The following is a 14295-nucleotide window of genomic DNA, read 5'->3' on the forward strand; positions in this document are numbered from 1 at the left end:
ATGTATGACTGTATGGTTTGTTGCTGCTGTTGCCGTCTTAATCATCGAATTATTGACGGGAACGGTTTATCTTCTGGTTGTCAGTGCAGCTTTGGCGGGTTCGGGCATTGCCTACGGGCTGACAGGCAGCACGCCTGCCGCCGTCTTTACCGCCGCACTGCTTTCCGCGCTGGGCATTTGGTTCGTACACGCCAAAACCGCCGGGGGAAAAGTTGAAACAGATTCATATCAGGATTTGGATGCCGGACAATATGTCGAAATCCTCCGACACACAGGCGGCAACCGTTACGAAGTTTTTTATCGCGGTACGCACTGGCAGGCGCAAAATACGGGGCAAGAAGAGCTTGAACCAGGAACTCGCGCCCTAATCGTCCGCAAGGAAGGCAACCTTCTTATCATCGCAAAACCTTAACACTTGGAGGAATTATGGAATTTTTCATTATCTTGTTGGCAGCCGTCGCCGTTTTCGGCTTCAAATCCTTTGTCGTCATCCCACAGCAGGAAGTCCACGTTGTCGAAAGGCTCGGGCGTTTCCATCGCGCCCTGACGGCCGGTTTGAATATTTTGATTCCCTTTATCGACCGCGTTGCCTACCGCCATTCGCTGAAAGAAATCCCTTTAGACGTACCCAGCCAGGTCTGCATCACGCGCGACAATACGCAGCTGACTGTTGACGGCATCATCTATTTCCAAGTAACCGACCCCAAACTCGCCTCATACGGTTCGAGCAACTACATTATGGCGATTACCCAGCTTGCCCAAACGACGCTGCGTTCCGTTATCGGGCGTATGGAGTTGGACAAAACGTTTGAAGAACGCGACGAAATCAACAGCACCGTCGTCTCCGCCCTCGATGAAGCCGCCGGAGCTTGGGGCGTGAAGGTTTTGCGTTATGAGATTAAAGACTTGGTTCCGCCGCAAGAAATCCTTCGCTCAATGCAGGCGCAAATTACTGCCGAACGCGAAAAACGCGCCCGTATCGCCGAATCCGAAGGTCGTAAAATCGAACAAATCAACCTTGCCAGTGGTCAGCGCGAAGCCGAAATCCAACAATCCGAAGGCGAGGCTCAGGCTGCGGTCAATGCGTCAAATGCCGAGAAAATCGCCCGCATCAACCGCGCCAAAGGTGAAGCGGAATCCTTGCGCCTTGTTGCCGAAGCCAATGCCGAAGCCATCCGTCAAATTGCCGCCGCCCTTCAAACCCAAGGCGGTGCGGATGCGGTCAATCTGAAGATTGCGGAACAATACGTCGCTGCGTTCAACAATCTTGCCAAAGAAAGCAATACGCTGATTATGCCCGCCAATGTTGCCGACATCGGCAGCCTGATTTCTGCCGGTATGAAAATTATCGACAGCAGCAAAACCGCCAAATAAGCCGTGATGAAATGCCGTCTAAAGTCCCGTTTTCGGGGTTCAGACGGCATTTTTATTTAAACCCGGGCAGGGTTGTATCCCGCTTCAAATATAGTGGATTAACAAAAACCAGTACGGCGTTGCCTCGCCTTACCGTACTATCTGTACTGTCTGCGGCTTCGTCGCCTTATCCTGATTTTTGTTAATCCACTATATGTTTCGGAACTACCTACCTGCCCCGGTAAAAACTGCCGGCAAAATATTTCTGCACACCCTCGCGCAGCAAGACCAAGGTTACGGCAGCCAAAGGCAATCCCGCCAACATTCCGACAAAGCCCATCAGTTGTCCGAACGCCATCAGGGAAAAGATAACCCAAAACGGCGACAGCCCGATACGGTCTCCCACGATTTTCGGCGTAATGAAAAAACTTTCGAGAAACTGTCCTACGGCAAAAACCGCCCAGACAGCCAAGATGCCGTTCCACGAAGCAAATTGGAGCAAGGCGGCAACGGTGGCAAGCAGCAATCCCGTAAATGCCCCAAGATAAGGGACAAACACCAAAATACCGGCAAGCATACCGATGGCAAACCCCGAATCCAGCCCGACCAGCACCAGCCCCAAGCCGTAAACCAAACCCATAATCAGCATCACCAGAAGCTGACCGCGTAAGAATTCGCCCAATACCTCGTTCAAATTACCCGTAATGCGCGTATAAGCACCGGCAAAACGCCTCGGAACCAGTTTGGCGATGCCGCACGACCACCGCTGCCAATCCAGCAGAAAATAGTAAAGCAGCAACGGCAGCAGCATCAGATTGCCGATACTGCTGACAATATTACTGCTCTGCCTCATCAAAACGGGAAACCACGCCTTAAGCGTGTTGCTCAGCTCACCCGTATGCGCCTGAAGCCATGCGATAACGGATGCCTGATCGATTTCCACATAATTGCCCACAGTCTCTTTCAACAGCGGCAACAGCGTATTTTGCATAAAACCTGCAAGTTGGGGCAAACGGGATACCATGCTGTTGAACTGTCCGACCAGCATAGGGACAATAATCAAAAGTAGTGCCGCAAGCAGCAGCAAGGCAAAAACCATTACAGTCATTGAAGCAACGGCACGGTTGAAACCTTTTTTCTGCAACCATTCAACCAAAGGATCCAACACATACGCCAACACTGCCGCAACCGCAAAGGGAGCCAGTGTGTCGCCAAGTGCGAAAGCCAGCCATATCAAGACCGTAAGGAACACCCCCGCACCAACCCAGGGTTTGATACTCTGCTTTTTTTTCTGATACATAACAACCCGTCCGGAAACCATTTTCATCATTATTATAGCAGAATGGGTTATATCGCAGATAAAGCCCGTGCCGTTCCGATAGCCTGTTATCGCGGTTTGGGCTAAAATACCGCATATCTGATGCCGTCTGAAAGGCAAACCCGCTTTCAGACGGCATACCGTACACAACAAGGCAGCACATCATGACCGAACAAGAAAACAAAAAATCCCTCATTGAATTTCCCTGCACCTTCCCATTAAAAGTAATGGGGGCGGTTCATCCCGAGTTCGAGCAAGCGGTTTTAGAAACCGTCCGCCTTCACGCCCCTGACACGCAGGCTCACCACATCACCACGCGGCCGAGCAGCAAAGGCAACTATACCGGTGCCACCGTACAAGTAAAAGTTGAAAACCAAGAACAACTTGACAATATCTACCGCGCGCTGACTTCGCACAAACTGGTCAAAGTGGTACTTTGAGATGAAAATCATATATAAAGGTTTGGTTGAATATCTGCCGACTTTTGAGGCAATGAAAACTTTTAACGCCAACCGTACCGCCTCTACCGAAGATGAATTGTGGGTGGTAGAACATCCCCCCGTGTTCACACAGGGGCTGGCCGGCAAACCCGAACATCTGCTGATTAGGGACGACATCCCCGTTATCCAGATTGACCGGGGCGGACAGATTACCTATCACGGACCCGGGCAATTGGTCGTATACACCATGATTGATTTCAAACGGCGTAAAACCAGTGTTAGAAGCATCGTTTCCGCGCTTGAAAACAGCATCATCGCCACATTGGAGGAATACGGCATCGAAGCGGCGGCTGATCCGAAACGCCCCGGCGTTTATGTCGGAGAACGCAAAATCGCCTCGCTGGGGCTGCGTATCAAAGGAGGTTCCGTCTATCACGGCCTTGCGCTCAACGTCAATATGGACCTCTCGCCGTTTACCCATATCAACCCCTGCGGTTATGCAGGTATGGAAATGACGCAAATTGCCGACCTCGTCCACCCCTGCCCCACGCTGGACGAAGTCGCCGCCAAGCTGACCACACATCTTAAAACACAACTCACACCGAAAGCAGATAACAATGAGTGAAATCAAAACCGACGACCCCAAACGCGGCATCAAACTCAAAGGCGCGGACAAAACCGCCCGCATCCCCATCAAAGTCGTCCCCCTTCAGGAAAAACTGAAAAAGCCCGAATGGATACGCGCCAAACTCCCATCGCGCAAATTCTTTGAAATCAAAGACATTTTGCGCGAACAAAAAATGCACACCGTTTGCGAGGAAGCCTCCTGCCCCAACATCGGCGAATGCTTCAGCAAAGGCACGGCGACCTTCATGATTATGGGCGACATCTGCACGCGCCGCTGCCCGTTCTGCGATGTGGGACACGGCCGTCCGAATATGCTCGACCCCGACGAACCGAAAAACCTCGCAGAATCCGTCAAAGCCATGAACCTGCGTTACGTCGTCATCACCTCGGTTGACCGCGACGACTTGCGCGACGGCGGCGCCCAACACTTCGCCGACTGCATCAAAGCCATCCGCGAGACTAGTCCGAACACCAAAATCGAAATCCTCGTCCCCGACTTCCGAGGCCGCTTGGACATCGCACTCAAAATCCTTGCCGAAACCCCGCCCGACGTGATGAACCACAACCTAGAAACCCATCCGAGCCTGTACAAAAAAGCCCGTCCCGGTGCCAATTATCAACATTCTTTAGACTTATTAAAACGTTATAAAGAAATGATGCCGCATATCCCGACCAAATCCGGCATTATGGTCGGCTTGGGCGAAACAGACGAAGACGTGCGCGAAATTATGCGCGATATGCGGGCGCACAATATCGAGATGATTACCATCGGACAGTACCTCCAGCCTTCAGACGGCCACCTGCCCGTCTTGCGCTACGTTACGCCCGAGCAGTTCAAAATCTTTGAAAAAGAAGCATACGAACTGGGCTTTACCAATGCCGCCATCGGTGCGATGGTACGTTCAAGTTACCATGCCGACGAACAGGCTGCCGAAGCCTTACGCGAAAGCCACGGCGGTTGCGGACATCATTAAACTCGGAACACCGCGCCAAAGTAAAAAACGATTCCCTGCGCCTGCCGCGCCGTTTGATGTAAACAACATCAATTTGAATTGTCAATGCCGTCTGAAAGTCCTTCAGACGGCATAATTTATTCCCAAAATCCGATAATCTCAAAAGAATCTGTCAGTTAATGAGAACGATTCATTATAATTTTTGATAAAAAACCGTGCTCTATTTGCTTTTCGCTATGGTTAACAAGTGTAAATGTTCTTTATGGATGATATGGATTCTTAGTTTTAACAGCACAAAAAACCGATAAAAAACAGCATACTGATTTGGAAGGCATCGGGGAATACGCCCTATTTCTTTTGATAATTGTTTGTATTTTAAATAGAAAATTTGTCATGCCGACAGCTTTTGCATACAATGCACGCATCCCGAACAGTGCTACATCCACTGTTTAACCACACGAAACCCAAATTAAGAAAAGAGAAATATTATGCAAGGCAATCAAGCAGTTTTAGATTACATGAACGAATTGCTGTCCGGTGAGCTGGCAGCATGCGACCAATACTTCATCCACTCCCGCCTCTACTCCGAATGGGGCTACACCAAACTTTTTGAACGTCTCAATCACGAGATGGAAGAAGAAACCACACACGCCGAAGACTTTATCCGCCGCATCCTGATGCTGGGCGGTACGCCGAAAATGGCACGCGCCGAACTGAATATCGGCACGGACGTGGTTTCCTGCCTCAAAGCCGACCTGCAAACCGAATATGAAGTACGTGATGCGTTGAAAAAAGGCATCAAACTGTGCGAAGAGGCTCAAGACTATGTTACGCGCGACCTGATGGTTGCCCAACTGAAAGACACCGAAGAAGACCACGCACACTGGCTGGAACAGCAGCTGCGCCTGATCGAGCTGATTGGCGAAGGCAACTACTACCAAAGCCAACTGTAATCCGTATTCGGAATAAAAGGAGTCCGTATGAAAGGCGACCGTTTGGTTATCCGCGAGCTGAACAAAAACTTAGGCTTGCTGCTGATAACCATCAACCAATATTTCCTTCACGCCCGTATTTTGAAAAACTGGGGCTTTGAAGAACTGGGCGAACATTTCTTCAAACAGTCCATCGTTGAAATGAAAGCTGCCGACGATTTGATCGAGCGCATTCTGTTCCTCGAAGGTCTGCCGAACCTGCAAGAACTGGGCAAGCTTCTGATTGGCGAGTCCACCGAAGAAATCATTGCCTGCGATTTGACCAAAGAACAGGAAAAACACGAAGCCCTGCTTGCTGCCATCGCTACAGCAGAAGCGCAACAGGATTACGTCAGCCGTGATTTGTTGGAAAAACAAAAAGACACCAACGAAGAACACATTGACTGGCTCGAAACCCAGCAGGAACTGATCGGCAAAATCGGTTTGCCGAACTACCTGCAAACAGCGGCGCAAGAGGACTAAAACACAAACCACTGCCAAATATAGCAGTCCCCTGCACCATCAGACGGCATATCCATATAAACGGATATGCCGTTTTTCTTTACCGATTGCGAATAAAATCGAAATTGATTTGAATCAATACTCGATAACGGTTTTTGTTTGATAATACCGACATGAAATCTAGATTGCTTGTTTGCTGTTTCCCAATCCGTCTTGATTTTATCTCTTTCCTCTTGATGTGTGTGTGTTTGGGTGTGGCTGCCGCCACCCCTTTTTTTGGTCTTTATGTGAAGTAAAATCCGTAACAGCAAATGCTTAACTTTAACCATTTATCTGGAAACAAATGATGGGCAACAAATTAACTCTGCCTGCCGAACTGCCTGACGAACAGGATTTGCGGGCGGTATTGGCATACAATATGCGGCTTTTCCGCGTGAACAAGGGCTGGTCGCAAGAAGAATTGGCGCGGCAATGCGGTTTGGACAGGACTTATGTGTCGGCAGTCGAGCGCAAACGCTGGAACATCGCCCTGTCGAATATCGAAAAAATGGCGGCGGCTTTGGGCGTGGCGGCGTATCAGTTGCTGCTGCCGCCGCAAGAACTGCTGAATCTGATGACCCGTCTCCCCGATACCCGACAAATGCCGTCTGAAACCGATATTTGACCGTCAAACTATCTGTCCACCTCCCTGCCTACTCGAAAGAATAAAATGTCTGCAAATTTGCCTTCAGTATTGGAAACCTTCCGGCAGCAGCGCGATGCCGCCGAAGCGCATTATTTGAAAACCAACCGCGTGTCGGTATTTTTCAGGGAATATACGGCGGCAGTCGAAACCTTACTGGCAGCATTGTGGGTAGAACATTTTCAAAACAGCGCGTTATGCCTGATGGCGGTGGGCGGCTTCGGGCGCGGCGAACTGTATCCCTGTTCGGATGTGGATTTGGCAGTGGTTTCACCCAATCCACTTTCAGACGGCATTCAGGAACAGATTGCCCGGTTTGTCCAAACCCTGTGGGACTGCAAACTGATGCCGTCTGTAAAAAGCGGCGGCATTGACGAACTGTGCGAAAGCGTGCGCAATGATATTACGGGGGACACAGCGTTTTTAGAGGCTAGGTTTTTGTTCGGTAACCGCCAAACAGCAGACGAATTGGCCGAAAAAATGAACGCGCAACGCAATGTAGCGGCATTTATCGAAGCAAAATTGGTGGAGATGGAACACCGCCATGCCAAATCGCAAGGTTCGGGAGCGGTGTTGGAACCAAACATCAAAAGCTGTCCCGGCGGTCTGCGCGACATCCACACCCTGCTTTGGATAGCGAAAGCACAAGGCTTGGCGACCAACCTGCCTGCGCTGGTCAAACAAGGCATTCTGACGCGCACTGAAGCCGGTATGCTTTCGCACGGCTACCGCCGCCTCGCCCATATCCGCATCCATCTGCATTTAAACGCAAAGCGCGCCGAAGACCGCCTGCTGTTCGATTTGCAGCCGCAAGTTGCCGAAAGTATGGGTTATCAAGGCTTGAACCTCCGCCGTCAAAGCGAAGAACTGATGCGCGTATTTTACCGCGCGATTAAAACCGTCAAACAACTGAGCGGCATCCTCACACCCATGCTGCAAAGCCGCGTTTCTTCCACCCCGTTGCGCGTTACCCTGCGGATTGACGACGACTACATCCAAGTGAACAACCAAATCGCCGCGCGGCACACCGATATTTTTTTGAGGCAGCCCGAACACATTTTCAAAATCGTCGAAATTATGCAGCAGCGCAACGACATTACCGCGCTCGAACCGCAAACCCTGCGCGCATGGTGGGGCGCAACGCGCAAAATCAACCGCAGCTTCTACCAAAATCCCGAAAACCGCCGCCGTTTCGCCGGCTTTTTCCGCAGCGGCAACGGACTGACCCAAACCCTGCGCTTTCTCAACCTCTACGGCGTGTTGGCCCGCTACCTGCCCGCGTGGGAGAAAATCGTTGGCCTGCTTCAACACGACCTGTTCCATATCTATCCCGTAGACGACCACATCCTCGCTGTCGTCCGCAACGTCCGCCGCCTTGCCTTGGATATGCACAGCCACGAGCTGCCTTACGTCTCCGCGCTGATGCAGTCCTTTGAAAAACAAGACATCCTCTACCTTGCTGCTTTCTTCCACGACATCGCCAAAGGACGCGGCGGCGACCACGCCATACAAGGCATCGCAGACGCGCGCCAATTTGCCGCCGACCACTTCCTCACCGAAGAAGAAAGCGACCTGCTTGCCTGGCTGGTCGAAAACCATCTTCTTATGTCCACCGTCGCCCAAAAAGAAGACATCCAAGACCCCGACGTACTCGATGCCTTCTGCAAACGCGTGCAAACCCACGAACGCCTCAGCGCGCTCTACCTTCTGACCATTTCCGACATACGTGGCACCAATCCCAAACTGTGGAACGCATGGCGCGCCAGCCTGCTGGAAAGCCTGTTCCATGCCGCCGGACGCTACCTCGCAGGCAACGGTGGCAACCCACACGCCCTCTTCGGCCGCCGCCGGCAGGAAGCCGCCGAATTGCTCACCCGCGCCGCCGTCCCCGAAAAACAGCAGAAAAAACTATGGAACGCGCTCGGTTCTGCCTACTTCGCCCGCCACCAGTCCCGCGAAATCCTGTGGCACGCCGCCAACCTCGTACACGATTTTGAAACCCCCATCGTCCGCAGCCGCATCCTGCCCCAAAGCGACAGCTTCCAAGTGATGGTCTTTATGCTCAACGGCCCTCGCCTGTTCGCCCGCCTCTGCCGCATCTTCAGCCGCCACGGCTTCGACATTCTCGCCGCCCGCGCCTTCATCACCGAACACGACTACATCCTCGACACCTTCATCGTACAAATCCCCTCGCAGCACGCCCCCGAAGACTACCCCGACATCCAAAGCGCGCTCGAAGCCGAACTCAACAGCTTTATCCACGGACATACCGTTCCCGAAACCCAAAACCGCAGCCGCCGCATCAGCCGCCGCAGCCGCTATATGCCGATCGCGCCAAGCATCACCATTACCCCCGAAGAAGACTACCCCGACTGGTACTCCGTCGAAATCACCGCCGTCAACCGCCCCTTCCTGCTCGCCGACATGGCGGAAGTCTTTTTTGCCCACAACGTCAGCCTGCGCTACGCCAAAATCTCCACGTTGGACGAACGTGTCGAAGACAGCTTTACCGTCTTCAGCCCAGATCTGAAAAATCCGAAAATCCAATCTACCCTGAAACAGGCTTTGTTGGAACAATTAACATGATTCCTCTTCCCTTTTCAGACGGCATCCCGCCGCCGCGCCGTATGCCGTCTGAAGGCGGGGGATATTGTAAACAATTCCTGGACAACACCCATTTGGGAAGCAAAAAGGAACTGGATTAACACCTGATGAACGGGCTGCATTTAACAAATGGAAGCAAGAATATTGGAAAAGCCAAGCCGAAGCGGAATTAAAGGCGAGAGACAAAAAAATAGGTTGTCATTAATTTTGAAAATACGGATATGAAACAAGAAGTCATAAATAAATTGAATGTTTTTTATCAGAAAAATCCCACTATGTTAGGAAAAGCGGCTACTAATAAACAAATCGCAAATGCAGAAAAAGAACTTAATATTATAATGGATAAAGATTATAAAGAGTTTATTCAAAACTTTAGAGGTGCTTATGCTGGATTAGCGATTCATGCTTTTATAAATGGAACATCAATAGGAAATGAAACAATAATTGATTTAACAAATAGTGCTCGTAACCTTTTTAATGATGCTAATCTTTTCCCTGAAATTAATAAAAGTCTTGTAATTGCTGATGATGGTTCGGACAATCCTATCGCTATTATGCCTAATGGCGAAGTGGTGCTATTTGACTACGATACAGAAGAAAAGCAGGTGCTTTCAAATTCCTTTGAAGAATTTATTGAAGAGAATTTTGTGGAATGGTAATCTTTATCTAAATCTAAAAAAACATAAAACAACCTGCTCAATCGAGGCGTTTTTCTGCATAGACTGTCAAGCCGCCGGTAACGTGCTATAATGCCGTGCATCTTGCACAAACTGAAAGACTGAGCATTATGCGTATCGTAGAAAAAGCCTATACTTTCGACGATGTTTTGTTGGTTCCCGCACATTCGACCGTGCTGCCGCGAGACGTTAAACTTCAAACCAAGCTCACCCGCGAAATCACACTCAACCTCCCCCTGCTTTCCGCCGCGATGGATACCGTTACCGAGGCGCGCCTCGCCATTTCGATGGCACAGGAAGGCGGCATCGGCATCATCCATAAAAACATGCCGCCCGAAATGCAGGCGCGTGCCGTTTCCAAAGTGAAACGCCACGAAAGCGGCGTGGTCAAAGACCCCGTAACCGTTGCGCCGACGACGCTCATCCGCGAAGTATTGGAAATGCGCGCCCAACGCAAACGCAAAATGTCCGGCCTGCCCATCGTTGAAAACGGCAAAGTCGTCGGCATCGTAACCAACCGCGACCTGCGTTTTGAAAACCGCGTCGATTTGCCCGTTTCCGCCATTATGACCCCGCGCGAACGTCTGGTTACCGTCCCCGAAGGCACAAGCATAGACGAAGCGCGCGAACTGATGCACACGCACAAAGTCGAACGCGTTTTGGTTCTAAACAAAAAAGACGAGCTTAAAGGCTTGATTACCGTCAAAGATATTTTAAAAAACACCGAATTTCCCAATGCCAACAAAGATTCCGAAGGCCGTCTGCGCGTCGGTGCGGCAGTCGGCACCGGCGGCGACACCGAAGAACGCGTCAAAGCCCTGGTCGAAGCAGGCGTTGACGTGATTGTCGTCGATACCGCCCACGGACACAGCCAAGGCGTGATCGACCGCGTGCGTTGGGTCAAAGAAACCTATCCGCACATCCAAGTCATCGGCGGCAACATCGCCACTGCCAAAGCCGCATTGGATTTGGTCGCCGCCGGCGCGGATGCCGTCAAAGTCGGTATCGGTCCGGGATCGATTTGCACCACCCGTATCGTGGCAGGCGTAGGCGTTCCCCAACTGACTGCCATTCACAACGTTGCCGAAGCCCTCAAAGGCACGGGCGTTCCGCTGATTGCCGACGGCGGCATCCGCTTCTCCGGCGACATCGCCAAAGCCCTCGCCGCAGGCGCGTACAGCGTGATGCTCGGCGGTATGTTTGCCGGCACGGAAGAAGCACCGGGCGAAATCGAACTCTATCAAGGCCGCTCGTACAAATCCTATCGCGGCATGGGTTCCCTGGGCGCGATGAGCCAAGGTTCTGCCGACCGCTACTTCCAAGACAAAACCGACAGCACCGACAAATACGTCCCCGAAGGCATCGAAGGCCGCGTTCCTTACAAAGGTCCGATTGTGAACATCATCCACCAATTAACCGGCGGACTGCGTTCCAGTATGGGTTATCTGGGTTGCGCCAATATTGCCGAAATGCACGAAAAAGCCGAATTTGTGGAAATCACTTCCGCAGGTATGAGCGAATCGCACGTTCACGACGTTCAAATTACCAAAGAAGCACCGAATTACCACCGTTGATTTGAACAGCCTTTTCAAGGCAAAATGCCGTCTGAAACCTGATTTTCGGGTTTCAGACGGCATTTTTATCTGAACGCCTCCAAATTGTTAAAAATATATAATAATTAGTAAAAATAGGTTAAATATAGTCTGCAAATCTACCCCCCCCTCTGTGGGGGACTGTTAGTTTTTGCACAAGGAACAAATAGAGTAAAAAAACGCTGAAATCTTCTAAAGACGTGGATTTCGGCGTTTTTTTGTATCCGGAAAAGTTACGCCAGCTTTTTCACAAAACCGCGCCGGAATGCGCGGTTTTTTGTTGAAAGCTGACGGGATTGGGAATTTTTTAAAACTATTTTAAGAGGGTTTTAAAATCAGTTTACGGTACGGCCGAACCATTCTACCCGGCCGATGATGGCTGTATCGGTGTTGTCGGCTGTGAGGTCGATTTCAAAAGGTTCGTAGAGGGGATTGGCGGATTTGACCAAGAGCCGGCCGGGCAGGCGTTGGATGTTTTTGACAAACAGGTCGTTTCCTATGCGTAGGACGTACAGGCCGTCGCGCGGCTCGGTTTCGGCGTGGTTGATTAGGATGTTGTCGCCGTGGTTCAGGATGCCTTCCATGCTGTCGCCTTTAACGGCGATTACAGAAAGCTTGTCTGTCTGCCGGGTAACGTAGTTTTCTATCCAGTATCTCCGGAAAGCCATGCAGAATAATGGTTTTTCATCATTCACTGCTTGTCCATGCCCTGCCGCCGCTTCAACGTTGTATCGCGGGATAAAGACAAACTCACGCAGATCAACCGGATTGCCCAAGGTATCCACCGCGCCTGAGCCGGTATTGGATACCGGGAAGGCTCCAACGTTTTCCGGTCTTGATTTGTCAGCAAACGGCAAGCCTTTGCCGGTCAGCAGCCAGTTTAAATCGCAGCCTGTAGATTCTTGCAAGACAAAGGAAAATACAAAGGAAGAGGTTTAGAAGCCTTCCTTTGTATTTTTCATTTCAAAATCAAAATTTAAAAAAAATTTCTCTATTTAGGCGACTGTTCACTAAGGAAGGAACTTAAAAGCTGAGTTTTCCTTAGTGCTGTTTATTTTTTAGCATAAACATCCATTAGAAAGTCAATCAAGTGATTCAAGGTGCGACTATCCATTTGGCGAGCCAAGTGTAGTAGTACTTCTTCTCTCGGAGAAGAAACAGAATCAATGAAATCTTGGAATTTGGCAGCCTTATTTCCAGTTAGCAGCCAATGCAAATTAATTCCAAAGTGCTTATAAAACTGAACTAAGTAATCGGCATTCGGACTTCTTTCCCCATTCTCATAATTTTGAATACTTGCCCTACTGATGCCAAATAACTCACTCAACTGCTCTCTTGAGTATCCATTATCTGTTCTGATTTTTTTTAGTCGCTCACCCAATAACTTAGAGCTTAATTCAAAAGAATTATCCATAAAAGTTCCTTTTTTCTTGACAGCTATATTTGTAGCTAATAATATTGCTACAAATGTAGCAAAACAGCTAGTTTTGTAGTAATTATACAGGATTTAAACAAACCAAGAAAGGTAAAAAAATGGGAACTAAAACAGTAAATGAAGTTAGAGAATGGTTAAAAGACAATAATTTAACAGTTGCGCAATGGGCGAGAGAAAACGGACACAACTCCGTAGATGTTACTCGCGTGTTGACGGGGAAATCAAAGTGTCGATACGGTCAGGGGCGCGCTATCGCGATTAAGCTGGGGTTAAGAATTGACGAGTGAGGAAACGAAGATGGGGATAACGATTGATGAGCTGCTTAAACTTAATATTCAAGGGCTTCCTACAACAGCAAGAGGATTAAGGGAGAGAGCAAAAACCCAGAACTGGCCGTACATCGAAGAAGTTGGCAAAGCGCGTGGAGGCCGTCTGAAAAAATACTTAATCGCTTCCCTCCCCACCGAAATCCGAGCAGCCATCATGAAACGGCAGTCGGACGAGCTGGCGGAGAAGATGCCGAAAATGCTGCCCCAAGTCAGACCGGGGACGGCGATGTCGGCTCAGGCACTGGCTGAAGCGGCCAAGCTGTTGAACGAGAAACAACGGTCGGTGGCGGATGCGCGATGTGCGGTGGTGGCAGCGGTGTTGGGGATTAAATACCAATACGATTGCTCCGCTAAGGCTGCGGTGGCTCAGTTTTTGGGCTTGCTGGCAGAAGGCAAATTGGACGCGGTCACGCTTGGGAACTTGGAAAAGGCCAATGACCGCAGCCGGTCGGCGAAGGTTGGCGAACGTACTTTAGACGGCTGGATATCTGCCTACCTTAAGGCGGAAAACGCGACGGAGCGGTTGGTCTCTTTGGCTCCGAAGGTAACTAAGGCGGTCAAACCGATTGAGAGCTACGGTTGGTTGCCGATATTTATGCAGTTTCACAATATTCCGTCCGCGCCAAAACTGGCGCACAGCTACCGCCGTTTTGTGCAGTGGGCGGAAGCGGGAAATATGCCGGTCAATGATGTGCCTAATTTGAGTATGGTGCGGCGCGTTTGGGACAAGCTGCCGCTGATTATGCAGGAGCGCGGCAGGAAAACGGGGGCGGCTTATAAATCGCTGCTGCCTTATGTGAAACGTGATTGGGGGGCTTTGAAGCCGAACGATGTTTGGATCGGCGACGGCCA

The 14295-nt window shown here is 50.3% G+C and carries 17 protein-coding genes; 13 read left to right on the plus strand and 4 right to left on the minus strand.

Annotated elements, in window-relative coordinates; all coding sequences use genetic code 11:
* Positions 1 to 4 precede the first annotated feature (4 nt).
* Entirely contained in the window at positions 5 to 412 is a 408-nt protein-coding gene (locus tag Q9I99_RS10010) for an NfeD family protein (protein WP_301668059.1), read from the plus strand.
* Between the two features lie 14 nt (positions 413 to 426).
* Positions 427 to 1374 carry an SPFH domain-containing protein gene (locus tag Q9I99_RS10015; RefSeq protein WP_002240517.1) on the plus strand — a complete coding sequence of 316 codons (948 nt, stop codon included), beginning with the start codon at positions 427 to 429 and terminating at the stop codon, positions 1372 to 1374.
* A 208-nt stretch (positions 1375 to 1582) separates the two neighbouring features.
* On the opposite strand, the gene Q9I99_RS10025 is transcribed toward Q9I99_RS10015, so the two are convergent.
* The gene (locus Q9I99_RS10025; RefSeq protein ID WP_301668058.1) at positions 1583 to 2653 is read right to left on the minus strand and encodes an AI-2E family transporter; all 1071 of its coding nucleotides are present in this window, start codon (positions 2651 to 2653) and stop codon (positions 1583 to 1585) included.
* 182 nt (positions 2654 to 2835) lie between these two features.
* Between Q9I99_RS10025 and Q9I99_RS10030 the strand changes: the two genes are divergently transcribed.
* The 5 genes from Q9I99_RS10030 (at position 2836) to bfr (Q9I99_RS10050) (ending at position 6145) form a co-directional block, all read left to right on the plus strand.
* Entirely contained in the window at positions 2836 to 3111 is a 276-nt protein-coding gene (locus Q9I99_RS10030) for an HP0495 family protein (protein ID WP_003675413.1), read from the plus strand.
* Position 3112: 1 nt separating this feature from the next.
* The gene (lipB, locus tag Q9I99_RS10035; RefSeq protein ID WP_301668057.1) at positions 3113 to 3736 is read left to right on the plus strand and encodes a lipoyl(octanoyl) transferase LipB; all 624 of its coding nucleotides are present in this window, start codon (positions 3113 to 3115) and stop codon (positions 3734 to 3736) included.
* Entirely contained in the window at positions 3729 to 4712 is a 984-nt protein-coding gene (lipA, locus tag Q9I99_RS10040; protein WP_003752416.1) for a lipoyl synthase, read from the plus strand. Before lipB ends, lipA begins: the two co-directional genes overlap by 8 nt.
* A gap of 467 nt (positions 4713 to 5179) precedes the next feature.
* Positions 5180 to 5644 carry a bacterioferritin gene (gene bfr, locus Q9I99_RS10045; RefSeq protein ID WP_301668056.1) on the plus strand — a complete coding sequence of 155 codons (465 nt, stop codon included), beginning with the start codon at positions 5180 to 5182 and terminating at the stop codon, positions 5642 to 5644.
* Between the two features lie 27 nt (positions 5645 to 5671).
* Positions 5672 to 6145: a bacterioferritin gene (gene bfr / locus Q9I99_RS10050; RefSeq protein ID WP_003752420.1), complete on the plus strand. Its 474-nt coding sequence runs from the start codon at positions 5672 to 5674 to the stop codon at positions 6143 to 6145.
* Here bfr (Q9I99_RS10050) and Q9I99_RS10055 read toward each other — a convergent pair.
* Entirely contained in the window at positions 6142 to 6453 is a 312-nt protein-coding gene (locus Q9I99_RS10055) for a hypothetical protein (RefSeq protein ID WP_301668055.1), read from the minus strand. The genes bfr (Q9I99_RS10050) and Q9I99_RS10055 overlap by 4 nt on opposite strands.
* A gap of 14 nt (positions 6454 to 6467) precedes the next feature.
* Between Q9I99_RS10055 and Q9I99_RS10060 the strand changes: the two genes are divergently transcribed.
* The 4 genes from Q9I99_RS10060 to guaB all read left to right on the plus strand — a co-directional run bounded on the left by Q9I99_RS10060 (position 6468) and on the right by guaB (position 11661).
* Positions 6468 to 6788 carry a helix-turn-helix domain-containing protein gene (locus Q9I99_RS10060; protein ID WP_301668054.1) on the plus strand — a complete coding sequence of 107 codons (321 nt, stop codon included), beginning with the start codon at positions 6468 to 6470 and terminating at the stop codon, positions 6786 to 6788.
* Positions 6789 to 6833: 45 nt separating this feature from the next.
* Positions 6834 to 9392 (plus strand): [protein-PII] uridylyltransferase, encoded by a 2559-nt coding sequence (gene glnD / locus Q9I99_RS10065; RefSeq protein WP_301668053.1) that lies wholly within the window; start codon positions 6834 to 6836, stop codon positions 9390 to 9392.
* Between the two features lie 239 nt (positions 9393 to 9631).
* Complete coding sequence (locus Q9I99_RS10070; protein WP_301668052.1) at positions 9632 to 10069, plus strand: SMI1/KNR4 family protein; 438 nt, start codon at positions 9632 to 9634, stop codon at positions 10067 to 10069.
* 128 nt (positions 10070 to 10197) lie between these two features.
* Positions 10198 to 11661: an IMP dehydrogenase gene (gene guaB / locus Q9I99_RS10075; protein ID WP_301668051.1), complete on the plus strand. Its 1464-nt coding sequence runs from the start codon at positions 10198 to 10200 to the stop codon at positions 11659 to 11661.
* A 353-nt stretch (positions 11662 to 12014) separates the two neighbouring features.
* Here the strand turns inward: guaB and Q9I99_RS10080 are convergent, their stop codons facing one another.
* Entirely contained in the window at positions 12015 to 12587 is a 573-nt protein-coding gene (locus Q9I99_RS10080) for a S24 family peptidase (RefSeq protein ID WP_301668050.1), read from the minus strand.
* A gap of 143 nt (positions 12588 to 12730) precedes the next feature.
* Positions 12731 to 13093, minus strand: coding sequence for a helix-turn-helix domain-containing protein (locus tag Q9I99_RS10085; protein ID WP_003741237.1), 363 nt, complete (start codon positions 13091 to 13093; stop codon positions 12731 to 12733).
* Positions 13094 to 13212: 119 nt separating this feature from the next.
* On the opposite strand from Q9I99_RS10085, the gene Q9I99_RS10090 reads away from it, so the two are divergent.
* Positions 13213 to 13401: a DNA-binding protein gene (locus Q9I99_RS10090; RefSeq protein ID WP_003751212.1), complete on the plus strand. Its 189-nt coding sequence runs from the start codon at positions 13213 to 13215 to the stop codon at positions 13399 to 13401.
* Between the two features lie 10 nt (positions 13402 to 13411).
* Positions 13412 to 14295, plus strand: an 884-nt coding sequence (locus Q9I99_RS10095; protein WP_304666220.1) for a DNA-binding protein, incomplete at its 3' end; no start/stop codon positions are given.

This window comes from Neisseria basseii, from assembly GCF_962707005.1.
In the GTDB taxonomy this organism is placed as follows: Bacteria; Pseudomonadota; Gammaproteobacteria; order Burkholderiales; family Neisseriaceae; genus Neisseria; species Neisseria bergeri.

Excerpts from the sequence above, each read along its gene's own strand:
- Q9I99_RS10090 (WP_003751212.1), top strand. The coding sequence starts at position 13,213 with ATGGGAACTAAAACAGTAAATGAAGTTAGAGAATGGTTAAAAGACAAT.
- guaB (WP_301668051.1), top strand. The coding sequence starts at position 10,198 with ATGCGTATCGTAGAAAAAGCCTATACTTTCGACGATGTTTTGTTGGTT.
- Q9I99_RS10010 (WP_301668059.1), top strand. The coding sequence starts at position 5 with ATGACTGTATGGTTTGTTGCTGCTGTTGCCGTCTTAATCATCGAATTA.
- Q9I99_RS10015 (WP_002240517.1), top strand. The coding sequence starts at position 427 with ATGGAATTTTTCATTATCTTGTTGGCAGCCGTCGCCGTTTTCGGCTTC.
- glnD (WP_301668053.1), top strand. The coding sequence starts at position 6,834 with ATGTCTGCAAATTTGCCTTCAGTATTGGAAACCTTCCGGCAGCAGCGC.
- Q9I99_RS10030 (WP_003675413.1), top strand. The coding sequence starts at position 2,836 with ATGACCGAACAAGAAAACAAAAAATCCCTCATTGAATTTCCCTGCACC.
- Q9I99_RS10060 (WP_301668054.1), top strand. The coding sequence starts at position 6,468 with ATGATGGGCAACAAATTAACTCTGCCTGCCGAACTGCCTGACGAACAG.
- bfr (WP_301668056.1), top strand. The coding sequence starts at position 5,180 with ATGCAAGGCAATCAAGCAGTTTTAGATTACATGAACGAATTGCTGTCC.
- lipB (WP_301668057.1), top strand. The coding sequence starts at position 3,113 with ATGAAAATCATATATAAAGGTTTGGTTGAATATCTGCCGACTTTTGAG.
- Q9I99_RS10070 (WP_301668052.1), top strand. The coding sequence starts at position 9,632 with ATGAAACAAGAAGTCATAAATAAATTGAATGTTTTTTATCAGAAAAAT.
- bfr (WP_003752420.1), top strand. The coding sequence starts at position 5,672 with ATGAAAGGCGACCGTTTGGTTATCCGCGAGCTGAACAAAAACTTAGGC.
- Q9I99_RS10085 (WP_003741237.1), bottom strand. The coding sequence starts at position 13,093 with ATGGATAATTCTTTTGAATTAAGCTCTAAGTTATTGGGTGAGCGACTA.
- lipA (WP_003752416.1), top strand. The coding sequence starts at position 3,729 with ATGAGTGAAATCAAAACCGACGACCCCAAACGCGGCATCAAACTCAAA.
- Q9I99_RS10055 (WP_301668055.1), bottom strand. The coding sequence starts at position 6,453 with ATGGTTAAAGTTAAGCATTTGCTGTTACGGATTTTACTTCACATAAAG.
- Q9I99_RS10025 (WP_301668058.1), bottom strand. The coding sequence starts at position 2,653 with ATGTATCAGAAAAAAAAGCAGAGTATCAAACCCTGGGTTGGTGCGGGG.